Origin of the sequence: Bacillus sp. AY18-3, from assembly GCF_008042305.1 — a bacterium.
Lineage (GTDB): Bacteria > Bacillota > Bacilli > Bacillales > Bacillaceae_G > Bacillus_A > Bacillus_A wiedmannii.
In genome coordinates, this window is record NZ_QKQR01000004.1 from 81,795 (window position 1) to 103,806 (window position 22,012).

Sequence of the window (22,012 nt, forward strand, 5' to 3'; positions counted from 1 at the left end):
AGTATGTATGAACTGTAAGTAAAGCACTAATAGAGCACTTTACTTTATGGTAATAGTATTCATAAGGAGCGTGAACACTATTCAAATTTAGGAACATAAAGAAAACTTATGATAATCTATAAGTTTCTTATTATTTACTTATTTAGAAAGTTGTAATAAGATATTATCGTAAGGTATTGAAAAGTTTGTCTACATTTTATATTCAGACAACTTAGTCACGTTTAACAGGGGGGAAACATAATGGTCAAACATAATCCATTTCAATCACGTGCAACTTTTGAATTAGATGGAAAAACGTATCATTATTATGATTTGAAAGCGCTTGAAAACGCAGGGGTTGGCAACGTATCTCAATTACCATATTCCGTGAAAGTTTTACTTGAATCAGTACTTCGTCAAGTAGACGGACGTGTAATTACAGAAGAGCATGTTACAAATTTAGCGAAATGGGGAACGAAAGATGTGCAAGATATCGATGTTCCATTTAAACCATCTCGTGTAATTTTACAAGATTTCACTGGTGTACCAGCTGTTGTAGATTTGGCTTCGCTTCGTAAAGCAATGGCAGATATGGGCGGGGATCCTGATAAAATTAATCCAGAAATTACTGTAGACCTTGTAATTGACCACTCTGTACAGGTTGATAGAGCGGGTACGGCAGACGCGCTTGCATTCAACATGGACTTAGAGTTTAAACGTAATGAAGAACGTTATAAATTTTTAAGCTGGGCACAAAAATCATTTGATAACTATCGCGCAGTGCCACCAGCTACAGGTATTGTACACCAAGTAAACCTTGAATATTTAGCACCAGTTGTTCATGCTGTGAAAAATGCTGAAGGTGACTTAGTTGCATACCCAGATTCATTAGTTGGAACAGACTCACATACAACAATGATTAACGGTATCGGCGTTCTTGGATGGGGCGTTGGTGGTATTGAAGCAGAAGCAGGAATGCTTGGACAGCCTTCATACTTCCCAGTACCTGAAGTAATCGGTGTGAAATTAACTGGTACACTTCCAAGTGGTACTACAGCAACTGATGTTGCATTAAAAGTAACACAAGTATTACGTCAAAAAGGTGTAGTTGGTAAATTCGTTGAGTTCTTCGGTAATGGACTAAAGAGCATGCCTTTAGCTGACCGTGCAACAATTTCAAACATGGCACCAGAATACGGTGCAACTTGTGGATTCTTCCCAATTGACGATATTTCATTAGAATACTTACGTTTAACAGGTAGAGATGAAGAGCAAATTCGCATTGTTGAAGAATACTGTAAAGCAAATGGTTTATTCTATACAGCAGACAGCAAAGATCCAATTTACACTGATCTTGTTGAAATTGATTTAAATACAATCGAATCTAACCTTTCTGGACCGAAACGCCCACAAGATTTAATTCCACTTTCAGATATGAAAGATGCGTTCCATAAAGCTGTTGTAGCACCAGTTGGAACACAAGGACTTGGATTTAATGAGCAAGAGTTCGATAAAGAAGTGAAGGTTACATTAGAAGATAAAGAAGTAACGATGAAAACAGGTGCAATTGCAATCGCTGCAATTACAAGCTGTACAAATACATCAAACCCATACGTATTAATTGGGGCAGGTCTAGTTGCGAAGAAAGCAATTGAAAAAGGGCTTGTAGTACCTGAGTACGTAAAAACATCATTAGCACCAGGGTCTAAAGTTGTTACTGAATACTTAGATAAATCAGGTTTAACAACATATTTAGATCAATTAGGTTTCCAAACAGTTGGTTACGGTTGTACGACTTGTATCGGTAACTCTGGTCCGTTAGCAGAGGAGTTAGAAGAAGCAATCGCAGCAAACGATTTATTAGTAACATCTGTTTTATCTGGTAACCGTAACTTTGAAGGTCGTATTCATCCACTTGTAAAAGCAAACTACTTAGCATCACCACCACTTGTTGTGGCATATGCACTTGCAGGTACTGTTGATATTGACCTGAAAAATGATGCAATCGGTAAAGATGCAAATGGCAATGCTGTTTACTTCAACGACATTTGGCCATCAGCTAAAGAAATTGAAGATGTAGTTCAAAACGTTGTTACATCTGAACTGTTCAAGAAAGAATATGCACAAGTATTTAACAGCAATGAGCGCTGGAATGAAATCCAAACTTCAAATGAAGCTTTATATACTTGGGATAATGATTCAACTTATATTCAAAACCCACCGTTCTTTGAAGGATTATCTAAAGAGCCAGGTGAAGTTGAAACGTTATCAGATTTACGCATAGTTGGTAAATTTGGAGACTCTGTAACGACAGACCATATTTCACCAGCAGGTTCAATTGGTAAGCATACACCAGCAGGACGCTACTTATTAGAAAACGGCGTACAACCTGTTGACTTTAACTCTTACGGTTCTCGTCGTGGTAACCACGAAGTTATGATGCGTGGTACATTCGCGAACATCCGTATTAAAAACCAAATCGCACCAGGAACAGAAGGTGGATACACAACATATTGGCCAACTGGTGAAGTAACATCAATCTATGATGCTGCTATGAAATATAAAGAAGATGGCACAGGCCTTCTAGTTATTGCTGGTAAAGATTACGGTATGGGAAGTTCTCGTGACTGGGCTGCGAAAGGTACAAACTTATTAGGTATTAAAGCGGTAATCGCAGAAAGCTTCGAACGTATTCACCGTAGTAACTTAGTATTAATGGGTGTATTACCACTTCAATTTAAAGATGGCGAAAGCGCTGAAACGTTAGGTCTTGTTGGTAACGAGTCATTTGAAATTCAAATTGACAAAACAGTTAGACCACGCGATCTTGTAAAAGTAGTTGCAACTGATGCAGATGGCAACGAAAAACAATTTGAAGTAGTAGCTCGTTTCGATAGTGAAGTAGAAATTGACTACTACCGTCACGGTGGTATTCTGCAAATGGTTCTTCGTGAGAAAATTGAAGAGTCTAAAGTGTCGAACTAAATAATTGAAATGAACGATAAGGAAGCTAACAACTGTTAGCTTCCTTATTTTATGGAAAGGGATGAAACCATTTGGTTTCATCCCTTTCTTTTTACTATAATAATGGAGGGAACATCATGAAAGAATATAAAAGAATATTGTTACCGTTACAGAAAGAAAAATTATTAGTAATAGCAGCTGTATGTAGTGGATGCTTTGCTGCTATTTTAAATTTATCTCGTCCACTATTCATGGGATTAATTGTAGATAACCTTATTCAACGAGAGTTAAAGGAGGTGTATCTTTACATTACTTTGTTTGCAGCTAGCCGCTTGTTGATGTGGGTGAACAATCTTTCATTTGATTATGTAAGTTCAAAAGCGAGTCAGCGAATATTACGAGAGAAGCGTATAGATGTATTGCGTCATTTCTTCTCATTACCGTTTGAAGAGAGTGAGAAGATTAAGGGAGGAGAGTTAGAGACATTAGTTGTGTCTGATATTCCGAACTGGGTCAGATTATATGGATCTATATTAATAGAATATATACACGCTATTGCCCAATTTATTGGCGCAATCATAGCACTACAACATATAGATATAAAGTTCATATTGTGGGTAGCTCCGTTTTTATTTTTAAGTGCAACGGTTCCGATGTTGATGGGGAAAAAGGTAAGAAATATCGCCAGCATTGCTCAAAGAAATCAATCAAGTGTTGTAGAGATGGTGTCACAGTTTGTAAAAGGAGCACAAGATTTACGTAGTTTGCAAAAAGAAAAATGGGCCATTTGCTTATTTAAGGGAGTAACGGCACAATCTTATAAAACAGAAGTAAAGAAGACGATGATGCAACATTGCATTGGAGTAGTTGGAACCGTGATTGAAACAGGGGCATATATCGTTGTTCTCATTATAGGCGCGCAGAAAATAATGAAGGGGGAAATGGAAGTTGGTTCAATTGTTGCCGTGTTAGCCACAATTGAAATGCTCTTTTTTCCAGTCCGCTACGTTGGCGATTTATTAATGATGACACAAGTTGCAGTCGCTTCGGCAAATAGAGTTTTTTCCTTTTTAGATAAACGAGTGGCAAATAGTAAGGTAGAAAGAGCGATGGGGATGACGGTAACAAATGTTTCATTTCAGGAGAGTAATGAAGAGAAATGCAGAATTCATAATATTGATTTGCAAATTAATCCTGGTGAACTCGTTATGATTGTAGGAGAAAGTGGTGCAGGAAAGACGACACTTTTAAAATTAATGATAGGGTTGTATAAACCATCTAACGGTAGCGTTGTTTATTTTGGTAATGAGGCTCGTATGACGACAGTGTGGCAAGAACCTCGTTTCTTTCGGACGACAGTAAAAGAGAATATGTATTTCGGGGGAAAGTATCTAGAAAATCAGTTAGAAAAAAATATGGAACTTGTAAATGTGAAACCGATTATTAGTGATTTACCTAGGGGGATTGAAACTGTACTACATAAAAGCGGGGAAGAGTTTTCGGGAGGAGAAAGGAAACGTCTTGCATTATTACGCGCTATTGGTTCAAATCCGAATCTTATTATTTTAGATGAACCGACTGCGGGATTAGATCCGGGCAATCAAGAAACTGTTTGGAATATGATAGAAGGATTAGGAAGAGGGGTCACGAGAATTGTGGCAACACATGATGTAGAGAAAGCGATACTAGCAGATCGTGTTGTTATAATGAGAGAAGGAAGTATTGTTGCATGTGGAAGTCCTGAAAAATTAATAAATAGTCATTCGTTTTTACAGAGATATGAATAAAGATAAGAGCACTGCTCTTATCTTTATTCAGCATCATTTATTTGATACTCGATAGATTCGGAGTGATTCAGATCAACGTTAAAAGTAGCAGTCATAAGGAAAGTTGCAATTCCGAGAATTAAGAAAAGGACGAATGAGACTAGAGAGACGTAGAGACAAATACGCCCTACTTTCTTTTTTTCAAGATCTTTACTAAAGAGTGAAATGATCCATGTAATAATGCCGATTGGGTATAAAAGAAAACTAAGAATATATAATGTTGTTTTTTCGAATGAATTCATAAACAATCCCCCTTTTGTTGAAGGTTGTATAACTACGAGAGTAAATAGGTAAGTGGGTCAATAAGAAGATAAAACACCTCATCTGTTTTTCTAATTATATGATAAAAAGGAAAAAACTTCACTTTAAATAAGAATATTCTAATTATTTTGACTGTGAATATTTCCAAGCTTGTCCGTATAAGCTAAAATAAGGTATATAGTATTTGGGTAATTAGGTTAATAAGAAGATAAATACGTTAGGGTGATATAAAATGTGGCGGAAGCTTACGATTATCGTAGTGTTACTTTGTTTAGCGGGATATGCAGCTTATGAACAGTTTGGTAAAAAAGACCAGGCGGTACAAGGGGAGCAAGAAAAAAGTGAAGCTGCTATGAAAGAGATGATTGCAAGTAATGGTATCGAAATAGGGAAGAGTGCGCCAAACTTTGAATTAACGAAGTTAGATGGAACGAATGTAAAGTTATCAGATTTGAAAGGAAAGAAAGTGATTTTAAACTTTTGGGCAACGTGGTGTGGACCTTGCCAGCAAGAAATGCCGGATATGGAGGCTTTCTATAAAGAGCATAAAGAAAATGTAGAAATTTTAGCAATAAATTATACGCCTTCAGAAAAGGGCGGGGGAGTAGAAAAGGTAAGCAATTTTGCAAAAGAAAAAGGAATTACTTTTCCTATTTTATTGGACAAGAACATTGATGTGACAACAGCGTATAAAGTAATTACGATTCCAACTTCGTATTTTATAGATACGAAAGGTGTCATTCAAGATAAGTTTATTGGACCGATGACGCAAAAAGAGATGGAGAAACGGATTGCTAAATTAAAATAATGGTGAAAAGGTAGAGGTGGAAAGTTACCATTTCTGCCTTTTCTTTTTCACGTAGTGATAGCAGCATGTTATGATAAAAGAAATATAAACGTTTAGAGGTAAAGGAGTGTTTGGAGTGGGGAATATATCCTTACCGTTAGATTATGTTGTAATTGATTTTGAAACAACAGGATTTAACCCTTATAATGATAAAATTATTCAAGTAGCAGCAGTGAAATATCGTAATCATGAACTAGTAGATCAATTTGTTTCCTATGTGAATCCAGAGCGTTCAATTCCGGACCGAATAACGAGTTTAACAGGTATTACAAATTATCGTGTTTCAGATGCACCGACGATTGAAGAAGTATTACCTTTATTTTTAGCATTTTTACATACAAATGTTATTGTCGCTCATAATGCATCTTTTGATATGCGTTTTTTAAAAAGTAATGTAAATATGCTTGGGCTGCCTGAACCTCAAAATAAAGTGATTGATACTGTGTTTTTAGCGAAGAAATATATGAAGCACGCACCTAATCATAAACTTGAAACGTTAAAGCGAATGCTTGGCATTCGTTTAAGTTCTCATAATGCATTTGATGATTGTATTACTTGTGCAGCTGTTTATCAAAAATGTGCATCTATTGAAGAAGAAACAAACAGGAAATCGAATACAGAAGTACTTGATGAAACAGTAGTATATGAAGCAGTAAAAAAGATACTTGTACGAAATAAACGTGATATCGAATGGATTCGTTGTATGAATGTAGGAAGCTATTTAGATATAAAAGCTTTTTATCCAGTTATGAGAGTAAAAGTAAAAGGGCGAAAGAAATACGTATTAACAGAGATATTAGAAGATGATGTGAAAGAAATATGTACGAGTTTAAATTGTGAACCCGCGTTAAAAAGTGAAGTTGGTAATACGAGAATTATGCTTAATAGCTTAGAGGATGTCCTGAAATTAGAAAGTTATATTTTAGGACAGTATGATTTCGTACTGCAAGCGCTAAGTGAGTATAAACAAAGTGAAATGAATGCAGATGAAAAGCTAAAAGAATATTTAAATATAATGGTATAAAAAACTCCGTGTACAAGAAGTTGTGCACGGAGTTTTTTTAGGAGTACTAAAACATAAAATTTTCTTACAAATCTGATTAAAGAGTTTTTCATTTGCTCATACTATGTATAGTAAGAATGCGAAGGAGAGAGGGTGAACAGCATGAGAAGAAGTCGTCGTAAATCATTTGACGAACTTGTGAAAGAAAATAAACAACAATTATTAAGTGATCGTGATGCAATCGATCGCATTGAAGAGCGTATTGAAAAACGTTATGAAATGCAACTTTTTAAGCAAGCTGAATAATTCTTAACACTAGTACGATACTAGTGTTAAGGAGGCGATAGTAATGGGTAATCCGAAAAAGAATTCAAAAGACTTTGCACCGAATCATATTGGAACACAATCAAAAAAAGCTGGTGGCAATAAAGGAAAGCAAATGCAAGACCAAACAGGCAAACAACCGATTGTTGATAACGGTTAAAAAAGGGAGAATGTTGTCATTCTTCTTTTTGTGACGGATTTTTAATAGTCAAAAAGGGCTGACTTATGTCAGCCCTTTTTCGTAATCGTAAAATTTTCAACGAGTAAACGCCAATTTTGCGGGAAGGGTAAGCCAATCTTCCAGTAACTAATACCGCCTATACCTTGTTCTTTCATTAAATTGAATTTGCTTTGAACAGACCGTGAATCTTCAAACCAAACTTCGTGTTGAACACCATTTTCATCAAAATAATTAAAATGAGGAGCTTGAGCTGTGAAATCATAGCGGATGGGGACATTGTATTTACGAGCTAGTGCGACAGCTGCGACAGAGCTAATTGCTTTTGCAGGCGGATTGCCTTGTTTGAACGGAAGTTTCCAATCGAATCCGTATAAGTTTTGCCCCATCATAATTTTTTGGGGAGGCATTTGAGATTTTGCATATTGAAGTACTTCTTTTACAGGACCGATAGGAGAAATAGCCATCGGTGGCCCGCCTTGCCAACCCCAGTCATATGTCATAATGACGACGAAATCAACAATTTGCCCTTGTGCTTTATAATCGTGAGCTTCGAAAAATTTTCCCTTTTGATTTGAACTTGTTTTCGGTACAAGCGTTGTACTCAATGTGTATCCGTTAGGTAAGCGTGTTTTTACATTTCGTAAAAAACGATTATACGCTTCGCGATCTTCAGGTGCTATACTCTCGAAATCAAAATGAATGTCTCGCATACCGTACTTCTCAGCTGTTTGTAAAATGTTAGTAATAAATTTGTTTTGAATCGATGCATCGCGTAAAATAACCGATGTCAGATCGGCACTGAAATTTCCATTTTCAATATTTGTAATAACGAGCATCGGGATGGTTTTGCCTTGCGTTGCAATATTAGCGATTTTAGCTGTTTCAGTTGGTTCTTTTAACGTACCATCTCTTTTTGCCTCGAAACTGAAGTAAGCCAAATATGTTAAAAATGGATTAATGGCACGCGTAGCGTTAACCAAACTTTCTTTTATTGGTATTGTTGAAGGTTGTAAATAAGCGATGGATTCTACTGCGCGTTTTGTCCCTTTTGGTATATATAATTGCTGTCCAACATGGAGAATGGATTTTAAAGATAAGTTATTAACCTTAGCTAAACTAGCGAGAGGTACGTTATATGTTTGAGAGATTCGATATAGGCTATCGCCAGGCTGTACATAATAATTATTCCCTTTCGTATTAACGATCAGTGCCTGACCTACAACGAGTGTTTCAGCTGGATTTAGTCCATTGTCCTTTACTATTTCGTCAGGTGTTGATCCGTACTTTGATGCCAAGCTATATACGCTATCACCGCTACGAACAGTTACAATTTGAATCATATGCTTGCTCCTTTCAGTAAAAGATTCACTGTTTTTATTTTATTTTTGATGTCACTGTATTATGATTAAATGTATGCAAGGTAGCAGAAGTGAAAGAAGGCGAATACATATGTTTGTAGCAGAACATGAAGTTGAAATCCGTTATGCGGAAACAGATCAAATGGGTGTTGTTTACCATTCAAACTATTTGGTGTGGCTTGAACTAGGTCGCACGAAACTTATACAAGATTTAGGATTTTCATATGTTGAAATGGAGAAAGAGGGAATTATTTCTCCTGTGTTAGATTTGCAAATTTCATATCGTAAAGCGATGCGTTACGGAGAAAAAGCAATTGTGAAAACGTGGATTGATACTGTTAGTCCGCTTCGCGTTGTATATGGTTATGAAATATATAACGGTGAAGGTGAACTTTGTATTACTGCAAGTACGACGAATATTTGCGCGAAAAAAGAAGGGTTCAGGCCTGTATCATTTAAAAAGTTATATCCAGAGTGGTATGCGAAATATGAGGAAATTAAGAAAAAATAAAAAAGCGTGGCAGAAGCCACGCTTTTTTATTTTTCATAATTAAATTGCGGGAAATCATCACCGTCGTTAAATGTAACAGCTAAATTATGTCCATCGAAGAACCACTCATCATCGCCTTCAATAAAGAAGTTAATACCTTCTTCTTGAGTTTGAACAGCAGGATGTGCAGGATCATCTTTACGAATACCTAAAGAAAGTCCTTTTTGCACAGTACTGCAACCGCCGTATTGTACGAAAAGGCGTAGTGTTTCACCCGATTGTAAGTTTAATTCGTTTTTATACCATTGTGCTGCTTCTTTTGTTACGGAAAGATTCATGTATAGTTCCTCCAAATTATGTTGCTTTTTCTTTAGTATAAAAAATAACGCAAAAAGACGCTATTAATATGCTTCACGTTTTCTTTTTGCGTTATGTGGGTTACGATCTTATTTTTGCTTTTTTGAAAAGTTTGCTTTCGGTTCAGTTTTATTTATAATTCGCCCGATATTTGCACGATGTTTATAAATAACCATACCTGCTAATAAACACATCGCAATAATGAAGATTTTATCCCCGCTAACAATGGATGCAATAACAGCAACGACGGCTGTTACCATAGAAGAAAGTGATACGTATCTTGTTGTAAATAAAAGGCTGAAAAAGACAACAGCTAATATTGCAAAAACAACTGGAGAGTAGCATAATAGCACGCCAGCAGAAGTTGCAACAGCTTTACCACCACGGAATTTCGCGAAAATCGGATACACATGTCCAAGAACAGCTGCTAATCCGAACCATAGTGGGTGAACATCTAAACCGAAAATAATCGGTAGACTTGTTGCTAATGTACCTTTTAAAATGTCAGCAATTGTAACGATAAAACCTGCTTTTTTCCCTAGTGTGCGGAATGTATTTGTTCCGCCTAGATTACCGCTTCCGTGCTCACGAATATCGATTCCGTAGCCGATTTTTCCAACGACTAGTGCGAATGGAATCGAGCCAAGTAAGTAGGCAACGATAAATAAAAGATATGTAATAACCATAAGTTCAGTCTCCTTTATTCAAATGTGTTGATAAAGGGTAAAAAGAGTTTTTCCCGTATATTGTACCATACATTTGTAAAGAGCACATTTCTTTTTTGTAAATGAAAAATTCATTATTTCGTGAAAAAAATTTCACAGGAATGTTACATTTCTCACAGAAACACCAAGACTATATGTAGTAACATTTTAATCAAAAGACAACAACATATTGGTGGAGGGTTATAAATGTTACAACGAAATGTACGTGGAGAAGAATTAATGAGAGTGTTTGAGACGATTGTCCACGGTAGTGAGCAAGATTTAATGCAAGAAAATGCAAATGTAGATGGTCGCTCTCCAATGGGAGTAATGGGAACGTTCGCATCAGAGAGTGCGAAATATTATGCAGTTGAAAATTTATTGTCAGATCAAGTGAAAAAAGCAATAAATCAAAATATATTATATCCACATGACTTAGATTTTTATGCGACAGGAACGACGACTTGTTCGCAAATTCCGTTAGCGCAAATGCTTGCGGACGGTTTTCATACCGGACATGGGCATATGAGACAACCGCAGGATATTAAAAGTGCATTGGCTCTTTCGTCTATTATTTTTCAGGCGAATCAAAATATGCAGCACGGTGGTCAATCATTTGCACTCTTTGATATTGATTTAGCTCCATATGTGAGAAAAACAGTAGCGAGACATAAGAAACGATTACAGTCATATCCGCTTACGAAAGAACAAATAGAAGAATTTGCATGGAAAGAAACAGAAAATGATACGTATCAGGCGTGTGAAGCTTTCGTTCATAATTCAAATAGTATGCACAGTAGGGGCGGGGGACAAGTACCGTTTATTTCTATTAATTATGGAACAGACACATCAAAAGAGGGACGGTTATTAGTTAGACAACTTTTAAAAGCGACACAAGCTGGTCTTGGTAAAGGAGAAACACCAATTTTTCCGATTCAAATTTTTAAAATGAAAAAAGGTGTGAACTTTGAAGAATGTGATCCGAACTATGATTTATTTGAATTAGCGTTAGAGACAACGGCTGAACGATTATTCCCTAACTTTTCATTTTTAGATGCGCCATTTAATGCAGTGCATTATGACGGACGACCGGAAAGTGAAGTATGTTATATGGGATGTCGTACCCGTGTCATGTCTAACATACATGGAGAAGAAACAGCGATTGGAAGAGGCAATTTATCATTTACGTCTATCAACTTAGTGAAATTAGCGTTAATTAGTGGTTCAAAAGAAGCATTTTTTGAAGCGTTAAATTATTACTTAGATTTAGGGATTAAGCAATTATTAGAGAGATTTGAGTATCAATGTACGAAGCGAGCAAGAGATTTTCGATTTTTATATTCACAAGGTGTATGGCGCGGTGGAGAGAAGTTACAGCCTGAAGATTCTGTAGCATCCATTTTAAAGCAAGGGACGTTAAGTCTTGGTTTTATCGGTCTTGCGGAGTGTTTAGTAGCTTTAACAGGAAAGCATCATGGAGAAGATGAAGAATCATGGAGACTCGGATATGAAATCATTTCCTTTATGAGAGATAGAATGGATAAAGCAACGGAAGAACATGAACTGAATTTCTCAGTAATTGCAACTCCTGCAGAAGGGTTATCAGGGAAGTTTGTGAAAAAAGATAGAGAAGAATTTGGTGTGATTAGCGGTATAACGAACCATAATTATTATACGAATTCATTCCATATCCCAGTTTACTATAGCATTCAAGCGATAAATAAAATTCGTTTAGAAGGACCTTTCCATGCTCTATGTAACGGGGGACATATTACGTATATTGAGCTAGACGGAGCAGCTATGCATAACAAACAGGCGTTAAAACAAATTGTACGAGCGATGGCAAATCATGGCGTTGGATACGGTTCAATTAATCATCCTGTTGACCGTTGTAAGTGCTGCAGTTATCACGGAGTTATTGGAAATGAATGCCCAAGTTGCGGAAATGAAGACGAAGCTAATATAGAAAGAATTCGCCGTATAACAGGTTATCTTGTAGGAGATATGTCGAAGTGGAATAGTGCGAAACGTAGTGAAGAGATGGATCGGGTGAAGCATAAATGAAAGTGATGAACATCATTCATGATAGTGTAGTAGATGGGGAAGGGTTGCGGACAGTCGTGTTTTTTGCGGGCTGTCCGCATCGTTGTTTCGGTTGCCATAATCCAAAATCGTGGAATATTTGTAATGGAACTGAAATGACAGTAGAAGAAATTGTGAACGAGATTGCAAGTAATTCATTAACTGATGTAACATTTTCAGGTGGAGATCCATTCTTCCAAGCTGCTGAAGTGAAAAAAGTAGCAAAAGCTGTGAAAGACTTGAAAAAAAATCTATGGATGTATACAGGTTATACGTTAGAAGAGATACAGAGTTCTCAAAATAATGATATGATAGAGTTGTTACATTATGGGGATGTTTTAGTCGATGGAAGGTTTGAAATCGAGAAAAAAGATTTAACACTTCCATTTCGCGGAAGCTCCAATCAACGTATTATTCGATTGAAAGAGTAAAAAGGCGGGATAGATTATATGAATAAAACAGTATTACTTGTTGAAGATGAAAGAAGATTACGTGAAATCGTTAGTGATTATTTTCGTAATGAAGGCTTTGAAGTAATCGAAGCAGAAGACGGAAAAATAGCGTTAGAATTATTTGCAGAGCATGAAATTGATTTAATTATGTTAGATATTATGTTACCAGAAATAGATGGATGGTCTGTTTGTAGACGAATTAGAAAAGAATCAGCAGTACCGATCATTATGTTGACAGCACGTTCAGATGAGGATGATACACTACTAGGGTTCGAATTAGGTGCAGATGAGTATGTAACGAAACCTTTCAGCCCGAAAGTGTTAGTAGCTCGTGCGAAGACGTTATTGAAACGCGCGGATGGTGTGGTAGGAGTAGCGGAAGAAAATACTATGTCTTTAGCTGGAATAGAAGTGAATCGTCTATCTAGAACCGTTTTAGTAGATGGAGAAGAAATTATATTGACACATAAGGAATTTGAACTTCTTGTTTATTTAATGGAGAACAAAGGAATTGTGTTGTCACGTCAACATTTATTAGATCAGTTATGGGGATATGATTACTACGGTGATGACCGAACGGTTGATACTCATATTAAAAAACTACGAAATAAGCTAGGAGATAAAGCGAAGCATATCGGTACTGTTATTCGAGTGGGTTACAAATTTGAAGAATAACCTTTAAATTACTATGCGCTTTGGCTTTGGGATATAGCAAATTTATACTCTCTTTTGTAGGTGGAATGTACAAAAAATACTTTTCTTGTCTACAATGTTAGATAAGAGTATTTTTTTAATTGGATTTCACGATGAGTTCACAAGAAGGACACAAAACGTGACTATACTGAAAATACGAATTCACCAGAGAGGGGAAGTAAACATGGGATATTACGACGGACCAAATTTAAATGAAGAGCATAGTGAAACGAGAGAAGTGAGAAAATCAGGTAGTAAAAAAGGTTATTTTTTCACAGGTTTAGTCGGAGCTGTAGTTGGGGCTGTCACAATTAGTTTTGCGGCACCATATATGCCATGGGCTCAAAATAATGGAGCGGCTGTATCATCATTCAGTTCGGATTCAAAAGTTGAAGGTACTGTAGTTCCTGTTGTCAATAAAGCAAAAAATGAAACTGATTTACCTGGTATGATTGAAGGCGCGAAAGATGTTGTTGTAGGTGTTATTAATATGCAACAAAGTGTTGATCCATTTGCAATGCAACCGACAGGCCAAGAGCAACAAGCTGGCTCAGGATCAGGTGTTATTTATAAAAAAGTAGGAAATAAAGCGTATATTGTAACGAACAACCATGTAGTAGATGGAGCGAATAAACTTGCTGTAAAACTAAGTGATGGTAAAAAGGTAGATGCAAAACTTGTAGGGAAAGACCCTTGGTTAGATTTAGCGGTTGTAGAAATTGATGGATCTAATGTAAATAAAGTTGCCACTTTAGGTGATTCAAGTAAACTTCGTGCGGGTGAAAAAGCGATTGCAATTGGTAACCCACTAGGGTTTGATGGAAGTGTAACGGAAGGTATTATTAGTAGCAAAGAACGTGAAATTCCAGTAGATATCGATGGCGATAAGCGTGCAGATTGGAATGCTCAAGTTATTCAAACAGATGCAGCAATTAACCCAGGTAATAGTGGTGGTGCGTTGTTTAACCAAAATGGTGAAATAATTGGGATTAATTCAAGTAAAATTGCACAACAAGAAGTTGAAGGAATTGGATTTGCTATTCCAATTAATATTGCAAAGCCAGTTATTGAATCACTTGAAAAAGACGGAGTAGTGAAACGTCCAGCTCTTGGAGTAGGTGTCGTTTCATTAGAAGATGTGCAAGCTTATGCAGTAAATCAATTGAAAGTACCGAAAGAAGTAACAAACGGCGTTGTATTAGGTAAAATTTACCCAATATCACCTGCAGAAAAAGCTGGTTTAGAGCAATATGATATTGTAGTATCATTAGATGATCAAAAAGTAGAAAATTCACTTCAATTCCGTAAATATTTATATGAAAAGAAAAAAGTAGGCGAGAAAGTAGAAGTTACATTCTATCGTAACGGTCAAAAAATGACGAAAACAGCTACTTTAGCAGATAATTCAGCTACAAAGAATCAATAATTGAAATAAAAGAAAGTCTCTTTCATATTGAAAGAGACTTTCTTTATCGGCTATACTAAAGGAATAGGAGGGATAAATTATGACAATTGAAAACCCAACTCGTACGGAAATTGGTGAAGTATTAAAGAAAAGCAAAACGATTGCAGTTGTTGGATTATCGGATAAGCCAGAACGTACATCGTATATGGTTTCAAAAGCAATGCAAGATGCTGGGTATCGCATTATTCCAGTAAACCCAACAGTAGATGAGGTGCTTGGAGAAAAAGCAGTTTCTTCACTAAAGGATATTAAGGAACATGTTGATATTGTAAATGTATTCCGTCGTTCAGAATTTTTAATGGATGTTGCGAAAGAGTTTGTAGAGATTGATGCAGATGTTTTTTGGGCACAATTAGGAGTACAAGATGAAGATACATATAAACTTTTGCAAGAAAAAGGCTATACTGTAATAATGGATCGTTGCATTAAAGTAGAACATGCGATGACAAAATAGTATAGGTTTTAAAGAGAGAAAGATTGATTCAGCCCTCTTTATAAATAAGTAGGGCCGATGAACGAGGTGTTCATCATGAGATTTTTTAAAGGCTGTTTTTGGGGATTGTTACTTGTTATCCCATTTTGGATATTGATCATTTGGATCATGATAAAGGTTTGGAATGTATAATCTTGGCATACATATCCATTTCTCGTTGACAAACGATTATTTTTCTGAAATAGTAGCCTAGAGGAATCCTTGTGAAAAAACAAGGATTTTTCTATTGAAAATGGTATATAAAAGAGATAAGATAACTTGCCAAAACTATAGTCGAGGCGTTATTCTATAATAGAAACATATGTTCTGATTTGATTAGGAAAGGGGCAAGGAGTTTGGCAAAGCATCAGTTCCAATATAATGAAGATGCAATTCAAGTGCTAGAAGGACTTGAAGCCGTTCGAAAACGCCCGGGTATGTATATCGGGAGTACGGATAGCCGTGGATTGCATCATTTAGTATATGAAATAGTAGATAACTCCGTTGATGAAGCGTTAGCGGGATTTGGCGACGAAATTTCTGTCGTAATACATAAAGATAATAGTATTAGCGTTATTGATAAAGGGCGAGGAATGCCTACGGGAATGCATAAACTTGGGAAACCTACACCTGAAGTTATTTTAACTGTACTTCATGCCGGTGGTAAGTTTGGTCAAGGTGGCTATAAAACAAGTGGTGGTTTACACGGTGTTGGGGCATCAGTTGTAAATGCCTTGTCAGAATGGTTAGTAGTGACGATTAAACGTGACGGAAATATTTATGAACAACGCTTTGAAAATGGTGGTATTCCTGCAACGACACTGGAAAAGATCGGGAAGACGAAAGAGTCTGGTACGACAATACATTTTAAACCAGATACAACGATTTTCAGCACAACAAATTACAATTACGAAACATTATGTGAAAGATTACGTGAATCTGCATTCTTATTAAAAGGGATGAAAATCTCAATAAAAGATGAGCGAAATGATTTAGAAGATGTCTTTCATTATGAAACAGGAATCGAAGCTTTCGTTTCATACTTAAATGAAGAAAAAGATTCAATCCATCCGGTTGTATATTTTACTGGTGAACAAAATGGAATTGAGGCAGAGCTAGCTTTTCAATTTAACGATGGCTACTCAGAAAATATTCTTTCGTTTGTAAATAATGTACGTACAAAAGATGGTGGAACACACGAAGCTGGGTTTAAGACAGCAATGACTCGTGTGTTCAATGAGTATGCTCGTAAAGTATCGTTATTAAAAGAAAAAGATAAAAACTTAGAAGGTACAGATATTCGTGAAGGTGTAGCGGCTATCGTTTCTGTACGTGTACCAGAAGAAGTACTTCAGTTTGAAGGGCAAACGAAAGGGAAACTTGGTACAAGTGAAGCTCGTTCTTCAATTGATGCAATTGTATCTGAGCATTTAGCTTACTTTTTAGAAGAAAACCCGGATGTTGCTACACTTCTTGTGAGAAAGGCAGTTAAAGCAGCGCAGGCACGTGAGGCTGCTCGTAAAGCGAGAGAAGAAGCGCGTACTGGTAAAAAGAAAAAGAAATCAGAAGGTACATTAAGTGGTAAGTTAACACCAGCACAATCACGTAACCCGCAAAAAAATGAACTGTACCTAGTAGAGGGTGACTCTGCGGGTGGTTCCGCGAAACAAGGTCGAGACCGACGTTTCCAAGCGGTATTACCGTTACGTGGTAAAGTAATCAATACAGAAAAAGCAAAACTTGCTGATATCTTTAAAAATGAAGAGATTAATACAATTATTTACGCTATTGGCGGTGGTGTAGGGAATGAATTCGCTGTTGAAGATATTAACTACGATAAAATTGTAATTATGACCGATGCTGATACAGATGGTGCGCACATTCAAGTATTGTTACTAACGTTCTTCTACAGATATATGAAACCACTTATCGAAGCTGGCAAAGTATTTATTGCACTTCCTCCTTTATACAAAGTAAGTAAAGGAAAAGGTAAGAGTGAAGTGATTGAGTATGCATGGTCTGATGAAGAATTAGATGGTGTAACAAAAAAGGTCGGTAAAGGCTACATGCTGCAGCGCTATAAAGGACTTGGCGAAATGAATGCAGACCAATTATGGGAAACGACGATGAATCCTGAAACACGTACGTTGATTCGTGTGAAAATTGACGATGCATCAAGAGCGGAGCGCCGAGTTACGACATTGATGGGTGATAAAGTAGAACCTCGCCGTAAATGGATCGAACGAAATGTACAATTTGGTATGCAAGAAGAAGGAAACATTTTAGAAAATGAAATGATTATGGAGACGGAGGTGGAATAACATGCAGGCAGAGAAGTTTCATGACCTCCCGCTTGAAGACGTGTTAGGTGACCGCTTTGCACGTTATAGTAAATATATTATTCAAGATCGCGCGCTTCCAGATGCGCGTGACGGTTTAAAACCGGTGCAAAGACGTATTTTATATTCTATGTATGTAGAAGGAAATGTACATGATAAAGCATTTCGTAAATCAGCTAAAACAGTTGGTAATGTTATTGGTAACTACCATCCACACGGTGATTCCTCTGTATATGAGGCGATGGTACGTTTAAGTCAAACTTGGAAAGTACGTAATGTTTTAGTTGAAATGCATGGTAATAATGGTAGTGTGGATGGCGATCCAGCAGCGGCAATGCGTTATACGGAAGCACGATTATCACCAATCGCATCTGAGTTATTGCGTGATCTCGATAAAGAAACAGTAGAATTCGTGTCAAATTTCGATGATACGAGTGAAGAACCTGTTGTACTTCCAGCGATGTTCCCGAACTTACTAGTGAACGGATCGACAGGAATTTCAGCTGGTTATGCAACAGAAATTCCTCCGCATCACCTTGGGGAAGTAATTGATGCGACGATGATGCGTATTGATAAGCCGAATAGTACTGTTGATGATTTATTAACAGTTATGAAAGGACCAGATTTCCCGACAGGTGGTATTATTCAGGGGATTGATGGTATCAAAAAAGCGTATGAAACAGGAAAAGGTAAAATTATTATTCGCGGAAAAGCTGAAGTTGAAACAATCCGTGGTGGGAAGCAACAAATCGTTATTACAGAAATTCCGTATGAAGTAAATAAAGCGAACCTTGTTAAAAAAATGGATGAATTACGTCTAGATAAAAAACTAGATGGAATTGCTGAAGTACGTGATGAGACAGATCGTACAGGTCTTCGCATCGTTGTAGAGTTAAAAAAAGAAGTAAATGCTGAAGGTATTTTAAATTATTTATATAAGAACACAGATTTACAAATTCCATATAACTTTAATATGGTAGCGATAAATAATCGTCGTCCGACACTTATGACATTACCTAAGATTTTGGATGCGTATATTGGGCATCAAAAAGAAGTTATTACGAGACGCTCACAATATGAATTAAGAAAAGCAGAAAACCGTCAACATATTGTAGAAGGTTTAAAGAAAGCATTATCGATTTTAGATGAAGTGATTGAAACAATCCGTGCTTCTAAGGATAAACGTAATGCAAAAGATAATTTAAGTACGAAATTTGGATTTACAGAAGCGCAATCAGAAGCAATTGTTTCGCTGCAACTATATCGTTTAACGAATACAGATATTACGGCGCTAGAACAAGAAGCAGACGAGCTTAATAAGAAGATTATAGAGTTACAGTCAATTTTACAAAGTGAAAAAAGACTTCTTCAAGTTATTAAAACAGATTTGAAGAGAGTCAAGAAAACATATAGTGATGATCGCCGTGCTATTATTGAAGAACAAATTGAGGAAATTAAAATCGATGTGGAAGTTATGATTCCGCAGGAAGATGTCATCGTTACTGTAACGAAAGAAGGATATGTGAAACGAACAGGTTGGCGTTCACATAATGCATCGAACGGAAAAGACTTCGGTATGAAAGAGGGTGACATCTTACTGGAGCGATTCGATACGAATACGACAGAGACAGTCCTCTTATTTACGAATAAAGGAAACTATATATATCTGCCAGTATATGAAATGCCAGAAATTCGTTGGAAAGATTTAGGTCAACACGTTGCGAATCTCGTTTCACTCGAGCGGGATGAAATGATTATTTGGGCGACCGTCGTACCGAATTTTGAAGAAGAAAAACGATTTATCGTATTTGTTACACGAAATGGTATGATTAAGAAAACAGAATTAAACCAATATAAAGTTCAGCGTTATTCAAGAGCGTTCGTCGCTGTGAATTTGAAAAAAGATGATTATGTTGTAGATATATTTGCAACAGATGGAACGAGTGATATTGTTCTTGCAACCTATGGTGCATATGCACTTATTTTCCATGAAGATGAAGTAAGTCCAGTCGGTGTAAGGGCCGCTGGTGTAAAAGCAATTAACTTAAAAGAAGATGATTATGTCGCTTCGGGTAAACCGTTACATGGTGACAAAGATCAACTTATTCTTGTTACGCAGCGAGGTGCTGTAAAACGTCTAAAAGCATCAGAAATTGAGAAATCAACGAGAGCGAAGCGAGGTCTTGTTATTTTTAAAGAGTTAAAACGTAATCCATACCGTATTGTCGGTATTGAAATTGTTCGAGATGATGAACTAGTATATATGAAGACTGAGAAACATATTGTAGAAGAAATTGATCCGAAAGCGTATCGAAATAAAGACCGGTATAGTAACGGTAGTTTAGTACTAGATGTTAATGATACTGGTGAAGTTATTGAAACGTGGACAAAAAAACGACCGGAGTAAAAAAGCATCTTGCTATGAATAATGGCAAGATGCTTTTTTCTAGGCAAATTATTATGTAAATAATAATAATCTTGTTATAATAACTGAATGAAATCGTTCTCATAAAGTGGGACTTTAATCAATCGGACTTTTACGAGCAGTTGATTCCTCAACTAATTTCTTTGCTTTCGCTGAATTTTGAGGTAGGAATCTTACTGTCCGTTAAAGCGGGACAGATGGAGGGGCAACATGGAAAAAATAGGTGTAGGCATTGTAGGATTTGGATTTTCTAGTACAACATTTCACATCCCATTATTACAAACGATAGAAGAATATGATATTCGTGCTATTTTATCTTCAAAAGAAGAACTAGTGAAGCAAGCATTACCAAATGCTGAAGTTGTTGGCACAATTGAGGAATTAGTAAATCGTGCTGATATTGACTTAGTGGTCATTACTTCACCGAATACAACTCATTTTCCATATGTAAAAGAAGCAATTTTACATGGTAAGCATGTAGTTGTGGAGAAGCCATTCGTTGTTTCAATTGAAGAAGGCGAAGAACTAATTTCATTAGCAAAACAGCATAATGTGGTGTTAAGCGTGTATCATAATCGCCGTTTTGATAATGATTTCTTAACGATAAAGAAATTGTTAGAAGAAAATAGAGTAGGGAATCTATACGCATATGAAGCACATTTCGATCGTTTTCGCCCGAATGTACGTGATCGCTGGAGAGAAAAGAATTTACCAGGATCAGGTATACTGTATGATTTAGGATCGCATTTAATTGACCAAGCATTATCATTATTTGGGAAACCAGATGCGATAAGTGCAGATGTAATCAAACAACGACCAGGTGCAGAAATTGATGATTACTTCCATGTTATACTTCACTACGGTGTTAAACGTGTCACTTTACATAGTAGCAGTTACGTAAAGCAAGAAGGTCCACACTTTACACTGCATGGAGATAAAGGTTCTATCGTGAAATACGGTATGGATTCACAGGAAGAACAATTAAAAAATGGAATGAAGCCAGGCGATAACGGTTATGGAGTAGATGCTGAAGAGAAATTTGCTACTTTACATACGGAAGAAAAGCTAGAGCGTATTCCAACAGAAGTTGGCTGTTATGACATGTATTATAAAGGTGTAAGAGATAGTATAGTAAATGGTGAGAAACCACCTGTAACAGCACAAGAAGGCTTAGAAGTTATTCGACTTATTCAATTAGCGATTGAAAGTAGTGAAACCGGTAGAGTCATCACTGTAAAGTAAAAAAGACACGAATTTCGTGTCTTTTTTATTAGGAATATGTGAATATGGATAATTATTTAGTTTAATCGTTTGTCATACATTAGCTGGATTTGTATGCCGTAAGGATCTTCAATAATCCCATATGCTTCACTAAATATATTTTTTTCTAGCGGAGAGATTATCTTCACATGCTTATCGGAAATTAAATTATTATAAAACCTTTGTATTTCTTCTAAATTAGCGCTTTGAATGCAAAGTGACATGTTATTTCCAACGTTATAACGTTCATTAGGCTTCATTGTATCTTCTGCTATCATTAGCTTTGTATTCCCAATTTGTAAAACAGAGTGAGCAATATAATCTTTATTTTCACTTGTAATTTTAAAAGAACTATCTCTTTTGGCCAGTTCTCCATACGTAACAATCATTAACTGCGTAGCTTCTAAATTACGTGTGTAAAAATTAATTGCCTCCTTTGCTTGCCCATTCATTGAAAGAAAAATAGCTATTTCTAATGTCATAAATATATAACTCCTTTATTAGTTAATAATTATAATATAGACTAAAAA

General features: G+C 36.4%; 20 protein-coding genes. 15 read left to right on the top strand and 5 right to left on the bottom strand.

Annotation, left to right across the window (positions count from 1 at the left end; all coding sequences use genetic code 11):
- The first annotated feature begins 240 nt into the window (after positions 1-240).
- Together acnA and DM800_RS03095 are read left to right on the top strand one after the other, a co-directional pair.
- Positions 241-2,964 (top strand): aconitate hydratase AcnA, encoded by a 2,724-nt coding sequence (gene acnA, locus DM800_RS03090; RefSeq protein ID WP_048544062.1) that lies wholly within the window; start codon positions 241-243, stop codon positions 2,962-2,964.
- Positions 2,965-3,080: 116 nt separating this feature from the next.
- Entirely contained in the window at positions 3,081-4,730 is a 1,650-nt protein-coding gene (locus DM800_RS03095) for an ABC transporter ATP-binding protein (protein ID WP_147786377.1), read from the top strand.
- Between the two features lie 23 nt (positions 4,731-4,753).
- On the opposite strand, the gene DM800_RS03100 is transcribed toward DM800_RS03095, so the two are convergent.
- Positions 4,754-5,011: a hypothetical protein gene (locus tag DM800_RS03100; protein ID WP_046954569.1), complete on the bottom strand. Its 258-nt coding sequence runs from the start codon at positions 5,009-5,011 to the stop codon at positions 4,754-4,756.
- A 251-nt stretch (positions 5,012-5,262) separates the two neighbouring features.
- Here DM800_RS03100 and DM800_RS03105 point away from each other — a divergent pair, with 251 nt between their 5' ends.
- From DM800_RS03105 to sspN, 4 genes are all read left to right on the top strand, one after another.
- Entirely contained in the window at positions 5,263-5,838 is a 576-nt protein-coding gene (locus tag DM800_RS03105) for a TlpA family protein disulfide reductase (RefSeq protein ID WP_000269060.1), read from the top strand.
- Between the two features lie 115 nt (positions 5,839-5,953).
- Positions 5,954-6,901 (top strand): 3'-5' exonuclease, encoded by a 948-nt coding sequence (locus DM800_RS03110; protein ID WP_088122827.1) that lies wholly within the window; start codon positions 5,954-5,956, stop codon positions 6,899-6,901.
- A gap of 141 nt (positions 6,902-7,042) precedes the next feature.
- Positions 7,043-7,186: an FbpB family small basic protein gene (locus DM800_RS03115; RefSeq protein ID WP_001254698.1), complete on the top strand. Its 144-nt coding sequence runs from the start codon at positions 7,043-7,045 to the stop codon at positions 7,184-7,186.
- A gap of 43 nt (positions 7,187-7,229) precedes the next feature.
- Positions 7,230-7,364: an acid-soluble spore protein SspN gene (sspN, locus tag DM800_RS03120; protein ID WP_000527987.1), complete on the top strand. Its 135-nt coding sequence runs from the start codon at positions 7,230-7,232 to the stop codon at positions 7,362-7,364.
- 68 nt (positions 7,365-7,432) lie between these two features.
- Here sspN and DM800_RS03125 read toward each other — a convergent pair whose 3' ends face one another.
- Positions 7,433-8,725 (bottom strand): glycoside hydrolase family 18 protein, encoded by a 1,293-nt coding sequence (locus DM800_RS03125; protein ID WP_046957740.1) that lies wholly within the window; start codon positions 8,723-8,725, stop codon positions 7,433-7,435.
- Between the two features lie 109 nt (positions 8,726-8,834).
- Between DM800_RS03125 and DM800_RS03130 the strand changes: the two genes are divergently transcribed.
- Positions 8,835-9,254 (top strand): acyl-CoA thioesterase, encoded by a 420-nt coding sequence (locus DM800_RS03130; RefSeq protein WP_000495804.1) that lies wholly within the window; start codon positions 8,835-8,837, stop codon positions 9,252-9,254.
- A gap of 26 nt (positions 9,255-9,280) precedes the next feature.
- Here the strand turns inward: DM800_RS03130 and DM800_RS03135 are convergent, their stop codons facing one another.
- Both DM800_RS03135 and plsY read right to left on the bottom strand, forming a co-directional pair.
- The gene (locus DM800_RS03135; protein ID WP_001054448.1) at positions 9,281-9,571 is read right to left on the bottom strand and encodes a HesB/YadR/YfhF family protein; all 291 of its coding nucleotides are present in this window, start codon (positions 9,569-9,571) and stop codon (positions 9,281-9,283) included.
- Positions 9,572-9,679: 108 nt separating this feature from the next.
- Positions 9,680-10,276 (bottom strand): glycerol-3-phosphate 1-O-acyltransferase PlsY, encoded by a 597-nt coding sequence (gene plsY / locus DM800_RS03140; RefSeq protein WP_000237189.1) that lies wholly within the window; start codon positions 10,274-10,276, stop codon positions 9,680-9,682.
- A gap of 225 nt (positions 10,277-10,501) precedes the next feature.
- Here plsY and DM800_RS03145 point away from each other — a divergent pair, with 225 nt between their 5' ends.
- From DM800_RS03145 to DM800_RS03180, 8 genes are all read left to right on the top strand, one after another.
- A complete protein-coding gene (locus DM800_RS03145; RefSeq protein ID WP_147786378.1) occupies positions 10,502-12,358 on the top strand; it encodes an anaerobic ribonucleoside triphosphate reductase in 1,857 nt (618 codons plus the stop codon).
- Complete coding sequence (nrdG, locus tag DM800_RS03150; protein ID WP_000867068.1) at positions 12,355-12,807, top strand: anaerobic ribonucleoside-triphosphate reductase activating protein; 453 nt, start codon at positions 12,355-12,357, stop codon at positions 12,805-12,807. The genes DM800_RS03145 and nrdG overlap by 4 nt, the downstream gene beginning before the upstream one ends.
- Positions 12,808-12,825: 18 nt before the next feature.
- A complete protein-coding gene (locus DM800_RS03155; RefSeq protein WP_001044678.1) occupies positions 12,826-13,503 on the top strand; it encodes a response regulator transcription factor in 678 nt (225 codons plus the stop codon).
- 202 nt (positions 13,504-13,705) lie between these two features.
- Positions 13,706-14,947, top strand: coding sequence for a S1C family serine protease (locus tag DM800_RS03160; RefSeq protein ID WP_147786379.1), 1,242 nt, complete (start codon positions 13,706-13,708; stop codon positions 14,945-14,947).
- A gap of 79 nt (positions 14,948-15,026) precedes the next feature.
- Complete coding sequence (locus DM800_RS03165) at positions 15,027-15,440, top strand: CoA-binding protein (protein WP_048565897.1); 414 nt, start codon at positions 15,027-15,029, stop codon at positions 15,438-15,440.
- A gap of 374 nt (positions 15,441-15,814) precedes the next feature.
- On the top strand, positions 15,815-17,779 hold the full coding sequence (parE, locus tag DM800_RS03170; protein ID WP_001062189.1) for a DNA topoisomerase IV subunit B: 1,965 nt from the start codon (positions 15,815-15,817) through the stop codon (positions 17,777-17,779).
- Between the two features lies 1 nt (position 17,780).
- Complete coding sequence (gene parC / locus DM800_RS03175) at positions 17,781-20,204, top strand: DNA topoisomerase IV subunit A (protein ID WP_147786380.1); 2,424 nt, start codon at positions 17,781-17,783, stop codon at positions 20,202-20,204.
- A 228-nt stretch (positions 20,205-20,432) separates the two neighbouring features.
- On the top strand, positions 20,433-21,464 hold the full coding sequence (locus DM800_RS03180; protein WP_147786381.1) for an oxidoreductase: 1,032 nt from the start codon (positions 20,433-20,435) through the stop codon (positions 21,462-21,464).
- 56 nt (positions 21,465-21,520) lie between these two features.
- On the opposite strand, the gene DM800_RS03185 is transcribed toward DM800_RS03180, so the two are convergent.
- A complete protein-coding gene (locus DM800_RS03185; protein ID WP_060487384.1) occupies positions 21,521-21,964 on the bottom strand; it encodes a VOC family protein in 444 nt (147 codons plus the stop codon).
- Positions 21,965-22,012 lie beyond the last annotated feature (48 nt).